The organism is Pseudomonas sp. EA_65y_Pfl2_P78, assembly GCF_963970495.1.
In the GTDB taxonomy this organism is placed as follows: domain Bacteria; phylum Pseudomonadota; class Gammaproteobacteria; order Pseudomonadales; family Pseudomonadaceae; genus Aquipseudomonas; species Aquipseudomonas baetica_A.
In genome coordinates, this window is the sequence record NZ_CAXAON010000016.1 from 1 (window position 1) to 20,620 (window position 20,620).

17 protein-coding genes and 1 pseudogene are annotated in these 20,620 nt (G+C 59.5%); 14 read left to right on the top strand and 4 right to left on the bottom strand.

The features are described from left to right. The 3 genes and pseudogenes from tnpB to AACY02_RS14250 form a co-directional block, all read left to right on the top strand. Positions 1–264, top strand: a 264-nt coding sequence (gene tnpB, locus AACY02_RS14240; RefSeq protein ID WP_339432500.1) for an IS66 family insertion sequence element accessory protein TnpB, incomplete at its 5' end; no start/stop codon positions are given. 18 nt (positions 265–282) lie between these two features. After that, positions 283–633 (top strand): annotated as a pseudogene (locus AACY02_RS14245) (transposase domain-containing protein); the annotation flags it as partial. Between the two features lie 357 nt (positions 634–990). Continuing rightward, positions 991–1,818 carry a glycosyltransferase family 2 protein gene (locus AACY02_RS14250; RefSeq protein ID WP_339432501.1) on the top strand — a complete coding sequence of 276 codons (828 nt, stop codon included), beginning with the start codon at positions 991–993 and terminating at the stop codon, positions 1,816–1,818. Between the two features lie 405 nt (positions 1,819–2,223). Here AACY02_RS14250 and AACY02_RS14255 read toward each other — a convergent pair whose 3' ends face one another. The 3 genes from AACY02_RS14255 to AACY02_RS14265 are packed head-to-tail and all read right to left on the bottom strand — an operon-like array spanning position 2,224 to position 6,402. Beyond that, a complete protein-coding gene (locus tag AACY02_RS14255) occupies positions 2,224–3,291 on the bottom strand; it encodes a lipocalin-like domain-containing protein (RefSeq protein WP_339432502.1) in 1,068 nt (355 codons plus the stop codon). Further along, a complete protein-coding gene (locus AACY02_RS14260; protein WP_339432503.1) occupies positions 3,281–5,752 on the bottom strand; it encodes an ABC transporter permease in 2,472 nt (823 codons plus the stop codon). The genes AACY02_RS14255 and AACY02_RS14260 overlap by 11 nt, the downstream gene beginning before the upstream one ends. After that, entirely contained in the window at positions 5,749–6,402 is a 654-nt protein-coding gene (locus AACY02_RS14265; RefSeq protein ID WP_221729569.1) for an ABC transporter ATP-binding protein, read from the bottom strand. The genes AACY02_RS14260 and AACY02_RS14265 overlap by 4 nt, the downstream gene beginning before the upstream one ends. A 159-nt stretch (positions 6,403–6,561) precedes the next feature. Between AACY02_RS14265 and AACY02_RS14270 the strand changes: the two genes are divergently transcribed. Continuing rightward, on the top strand, positions 6,562–7,503 hold the full coding sequence (locus AACY02_RS14270; RefSeq protein ID WP_339432504.1) for a YncE family protein: 942 nt from the start codon (positions 6,562–6,564) through the stop codon (positions 7,501–7,503). A 16-nt stretch (positions 7,504–7,519) separates the two neighbouring features. Here AACY02_RS14270 and AACY02_RS14275 read toward each other — a convergent pair whose 3' ends face one another. Next, positions 7,520–9,217: a sulfatase-like hydrolase/transferase gene (locus AACY02_RS14275; protein ID WP_339432505.1), complete on the bottom strand. Its 1,698-nt coding sequence runs from the start codon at positions 9,215–9,217 to the stop codon at positions 7,520–7,522. A gap of 390 nt (positions 9,218–9,607) precedes the next feature. Between AACY02_RS14275 and AACY02_RS14280 the strand changes: the two genes are divergently transcribed. Genes AACY02_RS14280 through AACY02_RS14325 form a run of 10 tightly spaced genes read left to right on the top strand, consistent with a single transcriptional unit; the run spans position 9,608 to position 20,615 of the window. Next, entirely contained in the window at positions 9,608–10,960 is a 1,353-nt protein-coding gene (locus AACY02_RS14280; RefSeq protein WP_339432506.1) for a UDP-glucose dehydrogenase family protein, read from the top strand. Beyond that, positions 10,957–11,994, top strand: a complete 1,038-nt coding sequence (locus AACY02_RS14285; RefSeq protein ID WP_339432507.1) for an NAD-dependent epimerase — start codon at positions 10,957–10,959, stop codon at positions 11,992–11,994. The genes AACY02_RS14280 and AACY02_RS14285 overlap by 4 nt, the downstream gene beginning before the upstream one ends. Positions 11,995–12,012: 18 nt before the next feature. Next, the gene (locus tag AACY02_RS14290; protein ID WP_339432508.1) at positions 12,013–12,759 is read left to right on the top strand and encodes a sugar transferase; all 747 of its coding nucleotides are present in this window, start codon (positions 12,013–12,015) and stop codon (positions 12,757–12,759) included. Continuing rightward, positions 12,759–13,406, top strand: a complete 648-nt coding sequence (locus tag AACY02_RS14295; protein WP_339432509.1) for a CpsD/CapB family tyrosine-protein kinase — start codon at positions 12,759–12,761, stop codon at positions 13,404–13,406. Before AACY02_RS14290 ends, AACY02_RS14295 begins: the two co-directional genes overlap by 1 nt. 21 nt (positions 13,407–13,427) lie before the next feature. Next, entirely contained in the window at positions 13,428–14,453 is a 1,026-nt protein-coding gene (locus AACY02_RS14300; RefSeq protein WP_221729562.1) for a polysaccharide biosynthesis/export family protein, read from the top strand. A gap of 17 nt (positions 14,454–14,470) precedes the next feature. Beyond that, the gene (locus AACY02_RS14305) at positions 14,471–16,066 is read left to right on the top strand and encodes a GumC family protein (RefSeq protein ID WP_339432510.1); all 1,596 of its coding nucleotides are present in this window, start codon (positions 14,471–14,473) and stop codon (positions 16,064–16,066) included. After that, on the top strand, positions 16,063–17,154 hold the full coding sequence (locus AACY02_RS14310; protein ID WP_339432511.1) for a glycosyltransferase family 4 protein: 1,092 nt from the start codon (positions 16,063–16,065) through the stop codon (positions 17,152–17,154). The genes AACY02_RS14305 and AACY02_RS14310 overlap by 4 nt, the downstream gene beginning before the upstream one ends. Continuing rightward, a complete protein-coding gene (locus tag AACY02_RS14315) occupies positions 17,151–18,521 on the top strand; it encodes an O-antigen ligase family protein (protein ID WP_339432512.1) in 1,371 nt (456 codons plus the stop codon). The genes AACY02_RS14310 and AACY02_RS14315 overlap by 4 nt, the downstream gene beginning before the upstream one ends. Next, positions 18,518–19,486 (top strand): glycosyltransferase, encoded by a 969-nt coding sequence (locus AACY02_RS14320; RefSeq protein ID WP_339432513.1) that lies wholly within the window; start codon positions 18,518–18,520, stop codon positions 19,484–19,486. Before AACY02_RS14315 ends, AACY02_RS14320 begins: the two co-directional genes overlap by 4 nt. Then, positions 19,479–20,615, top strand: a complete 1,137-nt coding sequence (locus AACY02_RS14325) for a glycosyltransferase family 2 protein (RefSeq protein ID WP_339432514.1) — start codon at positions 19,479–19,481, stop codon at positions 20,613–20,615. The genes AACY02_RS14320 and AACY02_RS14325 overlap by 8 nt, the downstream gene beginning before the upstream one ends. The last annotated feature ends 5 nt before the right edge of the window (positions 20,616–20,620 follow it).

Below are 20,620 nucleotides of genomic sequence, written 5' to 3' on the forward strand. Positions count from 1 at the left end.
CTGGACCTCAAGGTCGCGGTGTTTGACCCGGTGCTTTTTGTCTTCCTCAACAAATCCCGCAACCGGGTGAAGATTTTGTATTGGGAGCGCAACGGCTTTTGCCTTTGGCTCAAGCGCCTCGAATCCGAGCGCTTTAAAACATCGCCCGATGTAACCGATGAGGCCATTGTGTTGAGCGTCCAGGAACTGAACTGGCTGCTCGACGGTTTCGACCTCTGGCGCAACCGCCCTCATCAGGTTTTGACGCCGCGCTACGTGGCGTGACCCGGTATAATCCGGGCCATGATTTCTCTGCCCGATGACCTTCCTGATGATCCTGTTTTGCTCAAGCAACTGCTGCTTGAGGCACTCAGTCGCCAAGAGGAATCGGCCCAGGCTTATCAGACCCACATCGTCGACCTGAAAGAACAGATCAAGCTGTTGCGCGACCGTCTGTTCGGGCGTAAGTCCGAGCAAACCATCGAGCCCAACACCCCACAATTGGCCTTGTTCAACGAGCCCGAAAGCGAACCCATGCCGTTGGTTGGCGACGCTGATGAAGAAGTTGTTGCCGCGACACCGCGCCGAGGCAAACGCAAGCCACTGTCGGCTGATCTGCCGCGTATCGAAGTCATCCACGAACTACCCGAACACGGTGGGGTTTATGGAGCGCTTACTCAGTTTTGAGGTGTGTTTGAGGTAGCGAAACAGCAAGCGCTCAACGGCGCCGGCGAGACGTGCATAGCGTTTGCGCGAGCAATGCCGGGCAATTTGGCGGAACAGTTTTTTCGGCCACACGCGCAGCCATTACAGGACCAGGTGGTAGAGGGAAAGTGGGTTCATCCGTGAGGTAACGGCGCTGGCCTTCTCTTCCTTGAAGCGTAAATGGGCTCGCAGTTTAGCCTTTCACCCACGCGAACCCGGAAATTAAGCTTCGCCTAAGGTTGCCTCGCTACCGTTGCGGCTCATGAAACCACTGTTGCCCATGAATCGCGGATGAGTCCTTCAGATATGAAAGCCATTGATTTACCAGCCCAGCCACCGGCGAACTTCAGCCTTGTCTTGGTAAATTACAAAACCTTGGACATCACCAGGATGTGCCTTGAGCTTTTGCGTGAGCACGTCAAAGAGCAACGTATTGCGGTGTGGGTGGTGGACAACGATTCGGCGGATGCAAGCTTGGATTACTTGCGTTCTTTGGACTGGATCAATCTGATCGAACGGCCATCGCCTTGCAAAGAGGCCGGGCATATTGCGCATGGCAAGGCGCTGGATATGGCGCTGGAAAAAGTCGACAGCGATTATCTGTTTCTGCTGCACACCGATACCTTTGTCTACGACAAGGAAGTGTTTGCCATGATGATGCGCGAATGTACAAAGACGCCGGATATCGCCGCCGTCGGTTGTGTCGAGCAAATCAATCGTGGCGTGGTGAGAGATACCTGGCGTTTAACTTCGCGTTTCTGCAAGCATCATGTTCGACGCGCAAAGAATCACTTGGGCCTGCATTCAAAAGAGCCGAAGCCCTATAAGGAAACTCACCTCAAAAGTTTTTGTACGCTGTGGAATGTCCGCTTGATGAAGTCTCTGGGGCTGCACTTTTGCATGGATGACCGAGTGCCCGGTTATACGCTGCAGGACCGGATGGCAGGCTTGGGCTACGGCATCAAGTTCCTGTCGCCGCGCAAGATTTTCAGCTATCTGGATCACATTCAGGCAGGAACCGTCGCTGCGGCAGGCACCTACGGGAAAGATCACCGGCGCACGAAAATGTATCAGGCGACGCTCAAACGCTTTCAAGGGCAACACGGTAAATCCGGGATGCAAACGCCGGTCTGATTCAAGGAAAAAAAAAGGGGCGACTTCAAAGTCGCCCCTTTTTTATGTGAAATTGTATACAACTGCTCCTGCATGGTGTTCGCCCAGTGTTATGGCCTGGCAATCCATGCACCGGTAAAGAGCCCTGACACTGGGCGAACGGGGAGGATTTTAATGGAAGTTGGCGTATATGTCGCCATGGATAATGATGAAATTTATGTACTGAAAAGTTAAAAACTGTATCTCGCCGAAATTTACCGAGAAAGTTTCAACGCATACTTTTATATGTAGTGCCCTCATGCCTCAACCTGTACAAGAACAAACATCGATAGAGCTAATACTCAACTTTCACACTGACGGGTCACTTTTAATACATCCGTGTAAGTGACAATAACGCTCCGCCCGACTGTCAGTTCTTTAGGACGCTCAGTAACCTGTCATTTCCAGATACCCTTGCCCACCCTGGTTACCGCTGATGCGCACCGGGCCTTCCCAGTAAGGAATGCGCAAGTTCATCCACGCGTTGGGGTTGAGTGCGTCGAGGCGGATGTCGAGGTGTTTGTCAGGGATGCTGATCGACCATTTCACCGGCATCGAGCGGCCGGCCACATCGGCGGTGTCTTGCGCAGTGAGTTTGATCTGTTCGGCGCGCAGGGTTTGCGTCTGACCGTCGGCGGCGATCCAGGTGCCGGTCAGGTAGGGCGCACCGTCCTTCTGGCGCATGCGATAGAGCATCAGGTGTTCGCCGTTGTCCAGATGCAGCGAGAACCAGTCCCAACCCGTCTGGTTGGCCGTCAGTGGCTGGCTGCTCCACTCGCGGTCAAGCCACGCCGGGCCGCTGACGGTGTAGGTCTGACCGTCGACCTGCAAAGTGCCGCTGGCCTGAAAAAATGGCTGGCTGTAGTAGTACGAGGCCTGGCCCTGTTCGGACTTTTGGCTGAAGCCCTTGTCACCTTGCAGCACCAACGGACGGCTCGAAGTGAGGTGCAGTTGATAGGCGAATGACGTGTCACGAGCACTCAGCTGCATATCGCTGAGAGGGTCCGGCGCTTGACTGGCAAACCGCCAATCGTCGATCCACGCTTCGAACGGCGCCAGCCGCACGCCCGCCTGCCCCACACCGCCCCGCGCATAGCGCTCGGCCGCATGATGAACAGAACGGGAAGTCACTGCCGCATGCCCCAGCCAGATGGTTTGGTTGCCCCACCCCGCCTGCTCCGGCACAGGTTTCAACGCACTGCGAAATAACGTCCATTGCACACCGAAATCATTGCCCTGCTGATCCTTGAGATTGGCCGTCACGTACCACCATTCGATGCGAAAACCATCGTGCGCGCCATGATCGGCCGGAAAGCTGAACGCTCGCCCCGGTACCACCGGCTTAAACGACTGAGCCTGATTGCCCATTCCGGCAAAACCCTTCTGTTCGGGCGTGGACTGATCACATCCGCCCAGCAGCAGTGCGACACACAGCACAACCCGCTTAATCCTCATGTGCAAACGTCCTCAGCAGATCTGCAGGTTGCGTGCGGTACAGCGAATACAGAGGCCAGGCCGAGGCCAATAATGTCGCCAGCAACGCCAACCCCATCAGTTGCAGCAGTTGCCATGGGAAGACCCGCAGCGGCAGACGCCAGCCGAAAGCCTGCACGTTGATCACCGCATCCAGACACCACGCCAGCGCGATCCCCAGCGGCAACGCCAAGACCAGCGTCAGCACCGCCAGCAGCCAGGTCTGGCCGAGATTGAGCAGCATCAATTGCCGTCGTGTCACGCCCAATGCCCACAGCGGTGCGAGTTGGCCGAGGCGGCTTTGGCTCTGGGTCAGCAGGCTGATGAACAGCGCAACGCCAGCGACCGCAAGGGTCAGGCTGTTCAACGCCGCCGTCGCCGCAAAGGTGCGTTCGAACACCTGAACCGACCAGCCCTTGAGCTGTGCCTGATCGACGATACGGCTGTCATCGAGTTGGAAACGCGCCTGCAATGCGCTGAGCAACGGCGCAATATTCTGCGGGTCGATGCGCAGGTTGAAGCGGTTCGGCGTCAGTTGCGGCCAGTTGTGCAACAGATGATTGACGTTGACCAGCAGGTGCCCCTTGGGATTGCCGTAATCGGCGTAAATACCCACGATGCGCGGTGACCATGGCCCGTTGGGTGTCGGGATCGTCATGTGATCGCCGGGGTGGACCTTCAAGCGTCGGGCCATTTGTTCGCTGAGCATCACCGCATCATCCGTCGCCAGATGCGCCCACGGTTCACCGCCAACCGAGTCGAGCAACGGCCAGTGCTGACGGTAATAGACATCGTCGATCACCCCGAACACCTCCGCCGGCCAGCCATGCAGCGTCACCGACACCTGCCAGTTGGGCAGTATCGCCGTGACCTGTGGCTGCTGTTTGAGCCAGTTGTGCATCTCGCGGGCCTGTGCCGGATTCACCGGATTGATGTACAACTGCGCGCTCAGACGTTGTTCGAGCCAGTCGTTGAAGGTCTGGCGAAAACCGGCGGTCATGCTACCGGCGCCGATATTGGCGGCCAGCGCCAAAAGCAACGCCATCAACGCCAGGCTCAGCGCTGGCAGTTGTTGTCGGCAGTCGGCGAGAAACCATTGGCCGAGCACTGAACGACGGCGCCCCAGCAACTGATTCAATAGCGCACTGAGCAACACCGGCAAGGCCAGCGCGGCGCCGATCAACAGCCCGACCATCAGCACAAAACCGCTGGCCAGGCTGTCGCCCCAGATCAGTGCCAGCAGCGCGATCACGCCCAACACAAAAGCCAGCCAACCCTGGCGCTGCAGCCAGCGCGCATATTGCTGATGCCAGGCTTGCGGATCGGCCACCGCCAACAGCGGCAAACGCGCCGCCCGTATCAGGCTGTTGGCACCGGCCAGCAAGGCGCCGAGCAGGCTTAAGCCGATCCCGCTGAACCACCACCAAAGGCTCAGTTGCAACTGCCCTGCCACCTGCGCGCCATACAAACCGCGCAGGCTGGCGGCGACATCGGGCAGCAACACACTGGCCAGCCAATAACCACTGATGACGCCAAACACGCCACCGATCAGCGCCAGCACACCGAGTTCGACGATCAGGCAGCCGATCAACATCCGCGCACTGACCCCACAGGCTCGCAAGGTACGCAGCAGGCCACGCCGTTGTTCCAGCGCAAGCCCGATGGCGGCGTGAACGATAAACAAACCGACGACGAACGAAAGAAAGCCCAAGGCATCGAGATTGAGGTGAAAACTCTCGGTCAGTCGCGCCAGATTGTTTTCCTCGCCACGGCTCTTGAGTTGCAACTGCCCCTTGAACGTGGGCGGCAACTCGCCGTGAAAATCTTTGGGCAACAACAAGCGTGACAGTTGCCCGGGTTGTTCGAGCAGGGTTTGCGCAACGCCGATGTCCACCAGCAACACGCCCGGCGCCATGTCTTTTTGCGCCAGCAAGGGTGGCAATTTCTGGCCCCCCTGGGTTTGCGGCGTGGCGCCTTCTTGCAGGTTCAACGCCTGCAAGGTTTGCGGGGAAATCCAGGTGCTGCCCGGCGGCGTGAGAAACTCGACGACCCGCTCGATCGGCATCGCCTTCCCGGCCACTGCCGAATCCGCCGGCAGCGACACCGGTTCGATCCCCATCAACTGAAGACGTTGGTTGTCGTGATCTTTGAGACTCAAGCGGCCCTGCAACAACGGTGAGACCGGCCAGCCCTGACGGCGCAGATCGATGAACCATTGCTGAGGGAATGTTGCGCCGCTCGGTGTGCTCAGACTGGCTTGCGGCTCGCCGCCAATCAACTGGCTGGCGCGCGCGTAACTGTCACGCGCCTGACTGTTCAGCGCCTCGACGCCGGTCAGCAGGCTGGTCGCCAGCCACAACCCGGTCAGCACACTGAAAAACTGCACCGGATGCCGCCGCCAATGGCTGAGCAGCGCGCGCAGGGTTTGTTTGAAGACGATCACAGCAGACGCCCGTTGGACAACACCACACGCTGTGCCAACCGTTGTGCCACACGCGTGCTGTGGGTGACCATCAACAACGTCGTCGGCGTGTCGTCGAGCAGTTCGAGCAACAGTCGCAGTACTTCATCACTGGTCGCTTCGTCGAGGCTGCCCGTGGGTTCGTCGGCCAACAGCAATTTCGGCTGCGAGGCCAGCGCACGCCCCAGTGCAACCCGTTGCTGCTGGCCACCGGACAGTTGCTCGGGATAACGCTTGAGCAAATCGCCCAGCCCCAGGCGTTGCACCAGATGCGCCAGCCAACGCGGTTCATGACGCCCGGCCAAACGCGCCTGAAACGCCAGATTGTCCTCGACGCGCAAACTGCCGATCAGGTTGAACTGCTGGAACACCAGACCGATTTCCGTTCGGCGCCAGTTCGCCAGTTGCGCTTCGTTCATCGCTTCAAGTCGATGCTCACCGCAGCGAATGCTGCCGCTGTCGACCTTGTCGAGGCCGGCCACCAGGTGCAGCAGGGTGCTTTTGCCACTGCCGGACTCGCCCATCAGCGCCAAGCTACTACCAGGTTCCAGCGTCAGGTCGACGCCTTGCAGCACCGGTAATGGGCCTTGGGGGGTGAGATAGCTTTTAAAGACATCCAGAACCTGAAGCATGCCGTCATCCAAAGTTTGCAAGTGGCTCTAGGATAGCGGCCGCGAGTGTTTTTTGTGTGCCGGTACCTGTCAACTCTGACAGTAGCGGAGCAAAGGGCACGGGTATCTAATAAACAGGCCGTCGAACAGAGGCAGTTGAATCCAAAAGGCCACTCCGCCATGAAGACAACAATCATGTATGAAACGCTCACTGCTCCGATCAAATGCACCTCCCAGGTCATCGAGGTCATCACCGTGGGGCGTGAACCCGGAGCCATCGCCCTGCACCCGAAACTGCCGGTTGCGTACGTGTGCAATACCGAAGGCCGCAGCCTGTCGATCATCGACCTGCACTTGCACAGGGTGAGCGCGGTGATACCGCTACCAATCCGGCCCATGGCAATCGTTATCGAAAACAGTGGTGTGACCGCATACATCACCGGCCTCGATCAACCGCTGATACTGGCCATCGATACCCGCCGCCAACGTATCCGTCAGACCATCAGCGCTGCCCAGGGACATTCGTTGGTGCTCAGCGCTGACGGCGCGCGGTTGTTTGTGCACAGCAACAGTCATGTGAACGGGCACATCCATGAAGTCGATACGGCGAACGCCAAGGTCGTCGCCTGCGTCGATACCGGGCCGTTCACCAGTGGCGCGGCATTGAGTGCCGACGGTCGGTTGTACTACTGCGACTACATCCATCATGAACTGCGGTTCCTGAACACCCGCAATGCCGAGACGCAGAGTGTTTTGACCCTCCCCAACTCCTTTGAGGAAGTGACGCTAAGCCCCGACAATCAGTTGGCCTACGTACCCTATCGCAACGCCGATAGCAGCACGGCGGTCATTGATCTGGGCGTAGGCAAACTGATTGACTTGATCCCGACCGCTCAGTTGCCTCACGGGTTTGTCGTCAGCGCGGACGGCCGCCTCGCCTGCTGCTGCAGTGCCGGCGAACGAACCGTCTCAATCATCGATACCGTATCGCGGCGCAGCATTCACACGTTTACGGCTGGCGAATATCCGCAAAGCCCTGTGTTCAGTCGCGACCGCCAGAAGCTGTATGTCTGTGACTCGTCAGCCGATGCGATCTGGGTGTTTGCCTTGCAAGCCGACTGAGCGTTTGCCTCGAAATCTACTGCCCCGCCGCCACACTGGTCGGTGCCTGCGACGGCGTGACAATGCTGCCCAGATCAATATGTTTCCACTCAGGCTTGGCCCCCAGCCGCGCGTTGAAGCGGTAGTTGAAGGTGAATTCATCCGCCGTTGGCACTGTCAACGGCTTGCCATACACCGCCTCGATCCCCGCCAGGTCGTAACCCATCAACTGCAACAGCGTCGGGAAGATGTTGTAGTGACTGGAGCGATCCTTGTTGGCGGCCAGTTGCGCCGACCAATCCAGCGTCTTCAAGTCGCGGCCCTGAATCACCACCAGCGGCACCAGGCCCTCCTCCTCCACCGGATCGCCGCCGCAATGCGTATTGAGCCCAGGGTTGCCACGTTCATGAAGATCCTGACCGTGATCCGAGGTATAGATCACCAGCGCATTGTTCAGATTGGCCTGGGCAAACACCCGCGCAAAAAACTCGCCGACGTTCCATAAAACCGTGTTCTTGTAGGCATTGCGATACAGCACCCAGTCATCCGGTTGACCATTGAAGCCATCGCGTTTGCCGGTGTCGGCGACTTCGGTGAACTGTCCGCGCGGCAAGGTCGGACGGTAAGCCATGAACGCATCCGGGTATTTGTCGTGCACCGGAAAATGCGCGCCGACCTTGTTGATCAGGATCAGTTCGGGCGTGTCGTCGTTGAGCAAACCGATCAGTTTCTGCGCGGCCGCCATGTCGCGATCTCGCACGCTGGTACGGTCGAACTGGACAAACTCGTCGATGTCCTTTTTCTCGGCGTCGGTCATCAGGTTCTGCAAGTGACCGCCGGTGCGCTGGGCGTCAATGTAGACCGTGCGCATCCCGGCCTTTTTTGCGTACTGCCAGATCGACGGCAGCGTACTGTTGATGCGCATGTAGTCGGCGCGGGTGCCGCCGTAGCGCAAGGTGACGTTGGTATCGGCGCTGCAATTGGCGATGGACGCGGCGTAACCGTAATTGAACATGTCGACGCCCGCGTGCGGTTGTTTGAGGTTGCTGTGCACACCGAATGGCGCGTTGATGTCCAGGTAATTGCCGGAGATGCTTTCATCGATGATCAGCACGATGTCATGCCCGACCGCTTGGCCATTGCGCGCCAGTGTGACGGGTTCACGCGGACCGACCGTGTTGTGCAGCGCCTCATAGGCGAACAGGTTCAGATAGGCCAGCGGCGTGTACATGATCGGCAAGCCCCGGGCGCCCTCACCGGCGCGCAGAAACAGCACAGCGCTGAGCACGATCACGCCACAGATCGGCGCCGCCACGCGCAATGCGTTGGGCACGACAAGCGAATGCCGCGGTTTGAGACCGATGCCCACCAACAACAGCAAGCCACTGAGCGCACCGTGGATGATCGCATCGCGATACTGGTAAGCCGCTTCCTGAATGAAACCGCCGGAATACACCAGCGAGACGAAGCTGCTGTAGCTCAGGTAATCGGCCGTAACCCGGGTGTAGACATCAAAAAACACCGCCGAAACAAACATCGTTATCGCGAATAAATGCCGAATGAGCGCCTGACGAATATAAGCCGTTAGATATAACGCTAAAGTAAGCGCCAAAAACATCGCGCCAAAAAGGAGTACAGCAAAACCAACACCGATAGCATTTAACCGCTCAATGTAATATTCGGAATAAAGCAGCAGATAAACAACTAAAAGCAGTTCTTTCAAATATCGAAACATGGCAATCCCGGTCGTACAAAACGGTATTGGGTCAATAGTTTGTCGGTCAAAACCTGACACTAGCACCCGGCCATCAAACCGCAAGAAAAGACTGGTTTTTCCCTAAAGCGTCAAAAAAACGTTGACTCATTCCTGACACACTCCAGCGGCTACAAGTCTTTAATTTCAGGGCTCTCGACCGTTTATCGCTTTCTTCTCAACAGGGAAAAAGCGTCAAGCACGCGACAAACCCAGTAATAGCAAGCACTTGATGGCCAATAGCCTGAAAAAAGCCGGGTGTTATACACGTGCAACATGTCATTTTGCTGACACGCTTTGCGCACGCTGCGCTATACCCATTTTGACAGTTCAATTCTTAAGTTCTCATTTTGTTTTTGAGAGGTGCGCATTATGGACGTGAGTGTATTTGGCACGGGCTACGTTGGTTTGATTCAAGCCGCCGCACTTGCCGATGTCGGACATCGCGTTTTATGCGTTGATATTGATCCGAACAAGATTAAACAACTGCAACAAGCGGTGCCGCCCATTAGCGAACCGGGTTTGTCGAACACACTTGAAGAAAATATCAAGGCTGGTCGTCTGCTGTTCAGCACCCAGGCCAGCGACGCCGTCACCCATGCCGAGTTGATCTTCATCGCCGTCGGCACGCCAGCCGACGAGGACGGCTCCGCTGATCTCTCCCACGTGCTCAACGTCGCCCGGCAGATTGCGTCGCACATGGAGGCTGATCGCACCCTGATCATCAAATCCACCGTACCGGTCGGCACAGCGGATGAAGTGCTGGCCGCCGCCAACAGCGAACTGCTGCGTCGTGGCAAAAGCACCTTGACCGTACGCGTGGTCTCCAACCCCGAATTCCTCAAGGAAGGCAGCGCGCTCGCTGACTGCATGCGCCCGGACCGGATCATCATCGGCACCCTCGACGACGAGGCCCGCGAGCAGATGAGCGAACTCTACGCGCCGTTCTGCCGCAACCACGAAAAACTGATGTTCATGGACAACCGCAGCGCCGAGCTGACCAAGTACGCGGCCAATGCGATGCTCGCCACCCGCATCAGCTTCATGAACGAGTTGGCCAACCTCACCGAACTGCTCGGCGCCGACATCGAAGCGGTGCGCAAAGGCATCGGCTCCGATCCACGCATCGGCTACCACTTTATTTATCCGGGCTGCGGCTTCGGTGGCTCGTGCTTTCCCAAGGATCTGCGTGCCCTGCTGCACACTGCCGAACACAACGGCATGCCGCTGAAACTGCTGCGCAGCGTCACCGACGTGAACGACACTCAGCGGCACATTCTGTTCAGCAAACTCAAAGCGCAATTCCCACAAGGTCTGGCCGGCAAGTCCATTGCCATCTGGGGCCTGGCGTTCAAACCAAACACCGATGACATGCGCGAAGCCCCCAGCCGTTATCTGATGGACGCACTGTGGGCCGAAGGCGCCAGCGTGCAGGCCTACGATCCGGAAGCCATGTCCGAATGCCGGCGCCTTTACGGTTATCGCAACGACCTGCATCTGTGCGCCACCCGCGACGACACACTGGAAGACGCTGACGCCCTGGTGATTTGCACCGAGTGGAAAAACTTCCGCGTGGTCGATTTCGAGCTGCTGGCCAGCAAACTGCGCTCGCGGGTCGTGGTCGACGGCCGCAACCTCTATAACCCGCAACACCTGGCGGCGGCCGGTCTGCACTACAGCGGCATCGGCCTGCGCCATGTCGCCCCTGAAGGACTGCGGCCATGAGGATTCTGGTCACCGGTGCGGCCGGGTTCATTGGTGCCCATTGCGTATTGCGGCTGATGCGCGACGGGCATTCGGTGGTCGGTCTGGATAATTTCAACGCCTACTACGACCCGCAACTCAAGCACGACCGCGTGCAATGGGTGCGCGAGCAGGTCGGCGATTTCCAGCTCGCCACGGTTGACCTGGCCGATGCGCTGGCCATCGAAGCGCTGTTTGTCCGCGAACGCCCGCAAGTGGTGGTCCACCTCGCGGCGCAGGCCGGCGTGCGTTATTCGCTGGACAATCCTCGGGCGTATCTGGACAGCAACCTCAACGGTTTCCTGAATATCCTGGAAAGCTGCCGTCACCACCCCGTCGAGCATTTGATCTACGCCTCGTCGAGCTCGGTGTATGGCGCCAACCAGCACACGCCCTACTCCGTGAAGGACGGCGTCAATCATCCGCTGTCGCTGTACGCCGCGACCAAGAAAGCCAATGAGTTGATGGCCCACAGTTACAGCCACCTGTTCGGCATTCCCTGCACCGGGCTGCGCTTCTTCACTGTGTACGGCCCTTGGGGTCGGCCGGACATGTCGCCGATCCAGTTTGCCCGCGCAATCACTCAAGGCACGCCGCTCAAGCTGTTCAATTACGGCGAACACCAGCGCGACTTCACCTACATCGACGACATCGTCGAAAGCATCGCCCGCCTCACCGACCAGCCACCGCTGGCCCGTCCTGAATGGGATCGCGAGCTACCCGACCCGGCCAGCAGCATGGCGCCGTGGCGGCTGTTCAACATCGGCGGGCAACACCCGGTGGAGCTGAAAACCTACCTGGCCCTGATAGAAAAACACCTTGGCCTCAAAGCCATTGTCGAGCTGCTGCCCCTGCAACCGGGCGACGTACTCAACACCTGCGCCGAGGCCAGCGATCTGGCCCAGGCCACCGGCTTCCAGCCGCGGATAGAACTGGATGAAGGACTGGAGCGTTTCATCGCCTGGTTCCGCGACTACTACCCCACTGCCTATCGCCCACGCGCCGCTCGCGGCTGAGTTTATGTGGAGGACTCCATGACTGGACATGAAAAAGGTGTGCCGATCCAAGAGATGCGGCGTGACAAGCGCGTCGACCCCGAGCACCGAATGCGCCTCGATGCGGCGATCCACCGCCAAGGCCGCGGGTGGTTCACAGGGCGCGATGGCGGTCGTCCATGGCAACTGTCGCGCACCAATCGGGTGGTCGCCTGTTTCGGCGCGCTGCTGATTCTGCTGCTGATTTCCCCCGTGCTGCTGGGCCTGGCCCTGGCCATCAAGTTCACCAGCCCGGGGCCCGTGATGTTCGTGCAGCAACGCACCGGCTATCGCGGCCGCAAGTTCGGCATGTACAAATTTCGCACCATGGTCGCCAACGCCGAAGAGTTGAAGGAGTCGCTGCGCCATCTCAACAAGCACGGTGCCGAAGCCATCGATTTCAAGATCGACAAGGACCCCCGCATCACCGGCATCGGCGGTTTCCTGCGGCGTACCAGCCTTGACGAGTTGCCCAACCTGATCAACGTGGTGACCGGTGACATGCGCCTGGTCGGCCCTCGTCCGACTTCGTTCAACGCCTATCGCTACAAGGACAACCACCTCGCACGTCTGGCGATCTACCCCGGCATGACCGGTCTGTGGCAGATCTCCGGACGCAGCAACATCGACTTCGACCAGCGCGTTGAGTTGGACCTCAGCTATATCGCCGAGCAAAGCCTTTTGCTTGATCTGAAGATCCTGTTGAAAACCCCCTTCAAAGTATTCAGCGGCCACGGAGCAAGCTAATGGACGGTTCAACCAACAAAAGCCTGAGCATCGCCAGTCCCAGCGAATCGAACCTGACCTCGACCGTGCTGGATCTCAATCTGCGGATCCTGTTCCTGACCGCCGCCAACCCCGGTGCCGGCACCACCACCAGTGCTCTGGCGCTGGCCAGTCAACTGGCACAAATGAGCAGCGGCCAAGTGCTGCTGGTCGATGCCAGCCAGTCGGCGAGCAACCTCACCCAGCAGTTGAACCTGGGCAAGGAGCGCGGCCTGCGGGATTTGCTGTTCAGCCCGGATAACCCGCCGCTGTTGCAGGACTGTGTGGTGCAGGTCTCAAGCCTGCCCTTCCATGTGCTGCCCAACGGCCGGCCGATTCGCACCCTGGAACACCTGACCGCCGAGCGCCTGAGCCCGTTGCTCGACCAGTTGGGCAGCCAGTACCGCTTTGTGGTGATCGATGGCGACGCGGTGTACTCCGCCGCCGACACGCTGGTCATCAGCACTCAGGTCGATGGCGTGGTGTTCGTCGTACGCGCCGAAGACACCCGCTGGGAAGTCGCCCAGGCCGCCGTGCAACGCCTGACCCAGGCCGGGGCGAAAGTGGTCGGCAGCGTGTTTAACCGGCGCAAGTACTACATGCCCAAATGGCTTTACAAAAACCTCTAGGCCACCGCGAAGGATGACGCCATGAACGCCAGAATGCTTGTCCTGCTGTTGCTGCCGCTTGCAGGTTGCTCCAGCACTTCCGAAGTCCAGACCATGCCGGTGAATATTCTCACCGCCACTCCGGCCAACGCCCAGGCCACCGACATGCCGAAGATCGAGCAGACCCTGCGCCCGCAGGATGTGCTGGACGTGATCTTCCACATCAGCACCAGCGGCTCGGACGCTTACCGCGTGCAGTCAGGTGACCAGATCGGCCTGAACTTCACCGCTGCCAGCCAGCTCAACGGCAATCAACTGGTGCTGCCCGACGGTACCATCGAACTGCCGGGCGCCAACACCTCGGTGAAAATCGCCGGGCTGACCAGCGATGAGGCCCGTCAGGAAATCCAGCGGGCCTATCAGCGCAAACAACTGTTCCAGCCCAACCGCAATCAACTGACGGTGCAGATCATCAGCCCGTTGACTAACGAGCAGAACCTGAAAAGTGCGCTGAACCACCCGGCCACCGGCATGAGCCGCGAGATCACCGTGGGCACTGACGGTTACGCGAGTTTCCCGGAGATCGGCGCCGTGCCGCTGCAAGGCATGACCGTCAATCAACTGGAAACGTTCCTTAACCAGAAATACGCACAACTGCCGGGGCGGATGACCGTGGATGTACTGCTCAAATCCACCGCCGGCAACGAGATTTACGTGCTGGGTGAAGTCGGCCAACCGGGTTCCTACCCGATCCGTCGGCCGGTATCGGTGCTAGAAGCGCTGACCCTGGCGCGCGGCACCAACGTCAAGGCGCGCCTGGATTCGGTGGTGATCATGCGCCGCAACGGCAATCAGGTGCAGGCCGTGCATTACGACGTGGAAAAAGCCCTGGCCGGCGACGCCTCGCAGATCGCGTATCTGCAACCGGACGACATGCTTTTCGTACCGAAAACCAAACTGGCCAGCGCCGGCGAACTCGCCCGGCAATTGGCCGACGTGGTGTTGTTCCAGGGCGTCGGGTTCAGCTTCGGCTACCGCGTCGACAATAAAAGCAGCAGCAGTAACTGACTCCCAGGTGAACGATCATGAATCCAAAGGAAAACTACCTGCATGAGTTCTTCAGGATCTTCTTCGCCAACAAGCAACTGGTGAAACGGGTCTTCCTGATCTTTGCAGTCATCGCCCTGCTGCTGCCATTGGTGCTCAAACAGAGCTTCGATATCACCGCACAGGTGATCGTGCAGTCGAAAAAACTCTCCCAGGGTGACGCCACCACGTCACTGACGGTCGATAACGCCACGTTCATTCCGCCGTCGCTGGCGGACATGGAAACCGAGAGCAACATCCTCCGCTCGCCGGCGCTGATCCGTCAGACCATCAGCGAACTGCGCGACAAAGGCGAATATACGCCCTCGCCCGGCATGTTCAACAAACTGGTGAGCGAGCCCTTCAAGCGCTACTTCACCTCGCCACTGCGTCAATACGTGATCAACCCGACGCGCAACATGCTCGGGCTGGAAACCGACCCGGTGCGTGACACAGCCCTAGATGCGCTGACCCAACAAGCCATCGACAGCCTGAAAATCGAGACCCTGCCGGGCTCCAACGTGATCTCGATCATCTACAGCTTCCCGGACCCGCACCAAGGCACGACCTTTGTCACGGCCCTGCTGCAAAACTATCTGGTGAGCCGTCAGGCGCTGCAATCGATCGACCTGCCGCAGTCCTTCTACGAATCCAAAAAGCACTTGTATCAAGTACGGCTCGACGGCCTGGAAGGCAACCGTCAGGCACTGCTCGAAAGTGTCGGTGCGGCGGATCCCAAGGAAGAAATCACCTTCCGCCTGAACGCGATCAACACCGAGGAACAGGCACTGAACCTGTATCGCGATCGCCTGCTGCAAAGCCAGCGCTGGCTCGAATACCTGAAAACCGCGCTGGCCGCCGCCAGCAGCAACAACAAGCTCAACGACTACACCTTCCCCTTCACCTTCACCACGACCGTCGACAATGTGGCGTTCGAAGATCGGGAAATAAAACAACTGGGCGAGCAACTGACCACTCAGGTCAGCCGCTACATGAACGACCTTGCGGTGTTCCAGCCTGGCAGTGAACCCATGTTGCTGACCCGCGAGCAAATCGGCCGCACCCGCCAGCAGTTCCTCAAGGTGGTGAGCAACCGGATTCAGGAGCGCACCAACGATCTTTCGGTGGTCAAGCAGGTGATCGATCAGAAAACCGCACGCATCGCCGAATTCAAGAACCGTATCCGTGACCTGCAGCAAACCCAAAGCAAGCTGCGGCAGATGGACACCGAAATCGACGCCATGCACGCCGCGTTCTCGACCTACGCCCAGCGTTTCGCCGAGAGCAGCACCGTCGGCGCGCTGAACGACGATCTGTCCAACGCCCGGGTGCTCAGCCCGCCGTTCGAACCCACCGAAGCGGCGTTCCCGAAACCGATGCTGATCATTCCATTCGGCCTGTTCACCGGTCTGCTGCTGGCCATTGCCCTGGTCTATGTGCGTGAGTTCTTCGACCATCGCTTCAAACACCCGGCGCAAATCAGCCACGAGCTTGGTCTGCCGGTGTTGCTGGTGATCAACGACGAGAACGTGCTACCGAGCAATCCGCACAAAAACTGGACGGTGCCGAGCTTCCTGCACTGGGTGCGCAATTGAACACCGTGTCCACCCCGAAGACCGCGCTGCCGATCATTCATTTGCTCAGCAGCGGCGGTTTCTATGGGGCCGAGCGGATGTTGCTGGATCATTGTCTGGCGACGCCGGGGCAGCATCAGGTGCTGTTTCTCGACGCGCCGCCAGAATTGATCGAGCGCTTTCGCGAAGCCGGGGTGGATGGCCGTGGCTGCGGCGGGCTTGGGGAGTTGTTGCGGCACCTGCGTCAGCGTCGCAGTGAAAAGCCGCTGATCAACACGCACAACTTCAAAGGCCTGCTGTTTGGCTGGATGGGCGCGACACTGTTGCGCCTGCCGCTGGTCATCACCCAACACGGCTTCACGCCGCGCAGTCGCAAGCAGAAGTTCTACACCTGGCTCAGCCTGCAACTGTGCCGCACCGCGTCGGTGGATCGGGTGGTCTGCGTGGCAGAAAGCATCGCGGTGTTGCACCGCGAAGCCAGCGTACAGGCCGAGAAGTTGCAGGTGATCCCCAATGGTTTGCCGGCGGCTGCGGCGATGGTTCCCGATGCGGGTCGGCAACGCTGGCTGGCCGGTTACGTTGGCCGATTGAGCAGCGAGAAAGGCCCGGATCTGTTTCTCGATGCGCTGATCCCGCTGTGTCATCAGCACCCGCAACTGGACGCCGTGATGCTCGGCGACGGGCCGGAATGCGAGGCGTTGCAGGCACGCATCGACAACGCCGGTTTGCAGCAACGGATTCGTTTACCGGGTTATCAGACGGCCATGCAACCGTGGTGGCAGCAGCTCGATGCGCTGGTAATCAGCTCGCGCACCGAAGGCACACCGATGATTTTGCTGGAGGCAATGCAGGCCGGCGTGCCGGTGGTGGCGTTTGGTGTCGGCGGAATTCCCGATGTGCTGGAACATCGGCACAACGGCTTGCTCGCCGCTCCGACCGACAGCACCGCCCTCGCCCATCAGCTCGAAACGTTGTTGAGCGAGCCCAAACTGGCGCGACAACTGCGCGACAACGCCAAACGCACGCAACAGGATCGCTACGACCTCAAGGCCCTGGCCGAACGCTGGTCGCAGCTCTACATCCGCACGGCACGGGAGGCACGCGCATGATTTTCCCGCTCTCGATCGTCAGTCTGCTCGGTCTGGTCTGCATCGCTTTGCTGGCCAGCCCCTATCCGTATCTGGCACCGGGAGCGGTGCTGGGCCTGGTGGGTTTCACGGTGTTGTACCGCAAGCCAACCTGGGGCCTGCTCGGTATCGCCGCACTGGTGCCGTTCGAAGGTTTCTTCAAGGACAGTTCGCTGTCCGGCAGCAAACTGCTCGGTGCCTCGCTGGCGGTGATTCTGATGCTGCAACTGGCGCTGCATCAGATTCCCTCCGAACGCCTGCGCAGCAATATCTGGCGTTACCTGATCGGGTTCATGGTTCTGTACTTCCTCAGCCTGCTGAACACCGATGACATGGGCATGTCGCTGGAGCATCTGCGCGAGCTCAGCGTCGGGCTGATCCTGTTTGTCATCACCCTGTTGATCGGCCGCGAGCTGAACCTCGACCTGTTCGCCCGACTGGTCACCCTTGCCGTCAGCAGCACCTGCGCGATGGCGATGTTCTCGACCAGATTCCAGGATCAGGGCCGCGCTGCCGGCCTGCTCGAAGACCCCAACGCCTTCGCGATGCTGATCGCCTTCGCCATCCCGCTGGGGCTGCTGCTGGTGATTCGCGGCCCTAACCTGCTGCATCGGTTGTTCTGGGGCGCGTGCTGCCTGCTGTTGCTCGGCGGCATGACCAAGACCGAATCGCGCTCAGGGCTGGTGGTCGTGGCCTTGAGTCTGTTGATCGGCGGCTGGCATTACCGCGCGCAAATGACACGAATTCGCCCACGGCACCTGGGCTTCGCCATGCTCGGCGCGGCCATCGTGATTCCGCTGGCAATCTATGCGATGCCCGCCGGTTACCTGGCGCGCATTCAATCCTTGAGCGTATTAAGTGCCGGCGCCAAGGGCCATAACGACGAATCCCTCGGCCGCCGTGCTTCCTACATCGTTGTCGGTACGCAGATGATCCGCGAGAACCCGCTGCTGGGCTCCGGCCCCGGCACCTTCGCGCTGCACTACGCGACCACCGGCTACGCCAAGGCGTTTTCGGCCAACCGCAAGATCGGTGACCTCTATCGCCGCGCTCACAACACTTATCTGGAAATCTTCAGCGAACTGGGGATTCCCGCCGGCCTGATGTTCGTCGGCATGCTCGGGCTCGGCTTGTACAACCTGATCCGCGCACGCGCCGTGTGGATGCGCCGACGCGACTGGCAACAGGCGGACCTGATGACCCACCTGAGCGTGAGTTTCCTGTCGCTGACGTTGTTCCTGATGTTCCTCAGTGCGCCGAACCAGAAATACGTGTGGATCATGCTTGCCATGACCTGGGTGCTGCGCCTGAAAGCCGAACAAGAACCGATCACGGAGGCCGTTGCATGAGCCGAATCAGCATCATCATCCCGATGTACAACGAAGCCCGGCACATTGGCCGCACCTTGCTGTCGGCAGAAAAAGCCGCCCACGCCGCCGGCGTCGAGTGCGAACTGATCGTGGTCGACAACGGTTCAAGCGATGACGGCCCGCACATTGCCCGCCAGTTTGGCGCACAAGTGCTGGTGCATCCGGGTTTGCTGATCGGCGCCCTGCGCAATCGCGGTACGGCGGTCGCAACCGGTGATTGGCTGGCCTTCATTGATGCCGATGTTGAGATGCCGCAAGACTGGCTGCAGCCGCTGTTCGATCTGCACGCCAGTGGTCAGGCCGATGTGTTTGCGCTGGACCTGGGCATCCCGGCACAAGCGCCGTGGTACGCCATCGCGTGGCAGCGTCGCACCCAGCGTATTTGCGCGCAGGCCTCGCACGTCGTGGACTGGCTGCCCAGCTCCAACCTGCTGATGCGCCGTGACTGGTTCGACAAGGTCGGCGGTTTCAATGAAAGCCTGCGTACCGGCGAAGACAAGGAGTTCACCCTGCGCCTGCGTGAAAACGGTGCGTTGCTGCTGTCGATCAACGACAACGAAGCCCTGCACTGGGGTTACGAAATGAACTGGCGCGAGTGGATGGGCAAGGAGATGTGGCGTCAGGGCAGTCATCTGCAACTGCTGCGCACCCACGGTTACAGCCTGCGTCTGCTGCGTTTCCCGATGCTTTCGCTGCTGGTCTGGCTCCTCGACTTTCTGGCGATCTCGGCCCTGCTCGACAATTTTCCTCATCACGCGGCGGCCATGCTGATATTGACCCTGGTGCCGGGGTTGGTGCTGAGCATTCGCCAAAGCATCAAGCATCGTGACCTCTTGCTGACCCTGCAACTGTGGGGCCTGCACTGGGTACGCCTGCACCTGGCCGGCGCCGCGTTCATTCTCAGTCTGTGTCATTGGAATGCCAGGAGGCCTGCCCGTGGCTGAGTTCATTTTCTGGATGTGCCTGTTGCTACCGGTCTACGCGTATGTGGGTTACCCGCTTTTGCTGACGATACTGGCGCCTCTGTTCGCGGCCAGCCGGCATGGCCCAACGCCGCCGCTGAACATCAGCATCGTGATTGCCGCCCACAACGAGGCGCGGCACATCGAGCACAAGTTGCGCACGCTGCTGGCCCAGGATTATCAGCCTGCCCGTTTGCAGATCATTCTCGCCAGCGACGGCTCGACGGATGACACCGTGGCTTGTGCACACAACGTCGTCGATCCGCGCATTACCGTGCTCGACCTGCCGCGCCAAGGCAAAGCGGCGACGCTTAACGCCGGCGTGGCCCTGAGCACGGGCGACATTCTGGTGTTCACCGATGCCGACAACCAATGGTCACGCGACACCCTCGGACATTTGCTGGCGCCATTGAGCGACCCGCAAATCGGCGCCTGTGCCGGGCACATGGTGATCCCGGTCACCGGTGGCGGCTTGAGCGTCGGCGATAGCCTGTATCGACATTACGAAGGCTGGCTGCGCCGGGTGGAAAACCGCACCGGTTGCATGGTGTCCGCCGACGGTGCCCTGCTCGCGCTGCGCCGCGAGTTGTTCCAGAACGTGCCGGCAGAGGTTAACGACGATTTCTTTATCAGCACCTGCGCGCCGGTCGCGCACAAACGCATCGTCTATGTACCGCAAGCGCAGGTCATCGACCAAGGCGTCGATGAAGCCGACAAACAGTTCCGTCGTCGTCAACGCGTCACCGTCGGCGGGCTGCAAAGCCTCGCTCAGCGCCGCGAACTGCTCAATCCGCTGAAATATGGCCTGTATTCGATCGCGCTGATCAGCCACAAACTGATCCGCCGCCTGGCACCAATCCTTTTGCTGCCATTGTTGCTGAGCAACTTCTGGCTGTGGAGCGAGCACGGTTTCTATCGCCTGAGCCTCATTGCACAACTGTTCGGCTACGCCGTGGCGATAGCCGGATTGATGGATTCGCAACACCGCTTGCCCAAACCCTTCCGCCTCGCCGCCTTTGTGCTGGTCACCCTCGCCGGGATGAGTCTTGGCTTGTGGCAGTTCCTGCGCGGCCAGCGCTATGCCCAGTGGAATCCTGAACAGAACCGCTAAAAGGA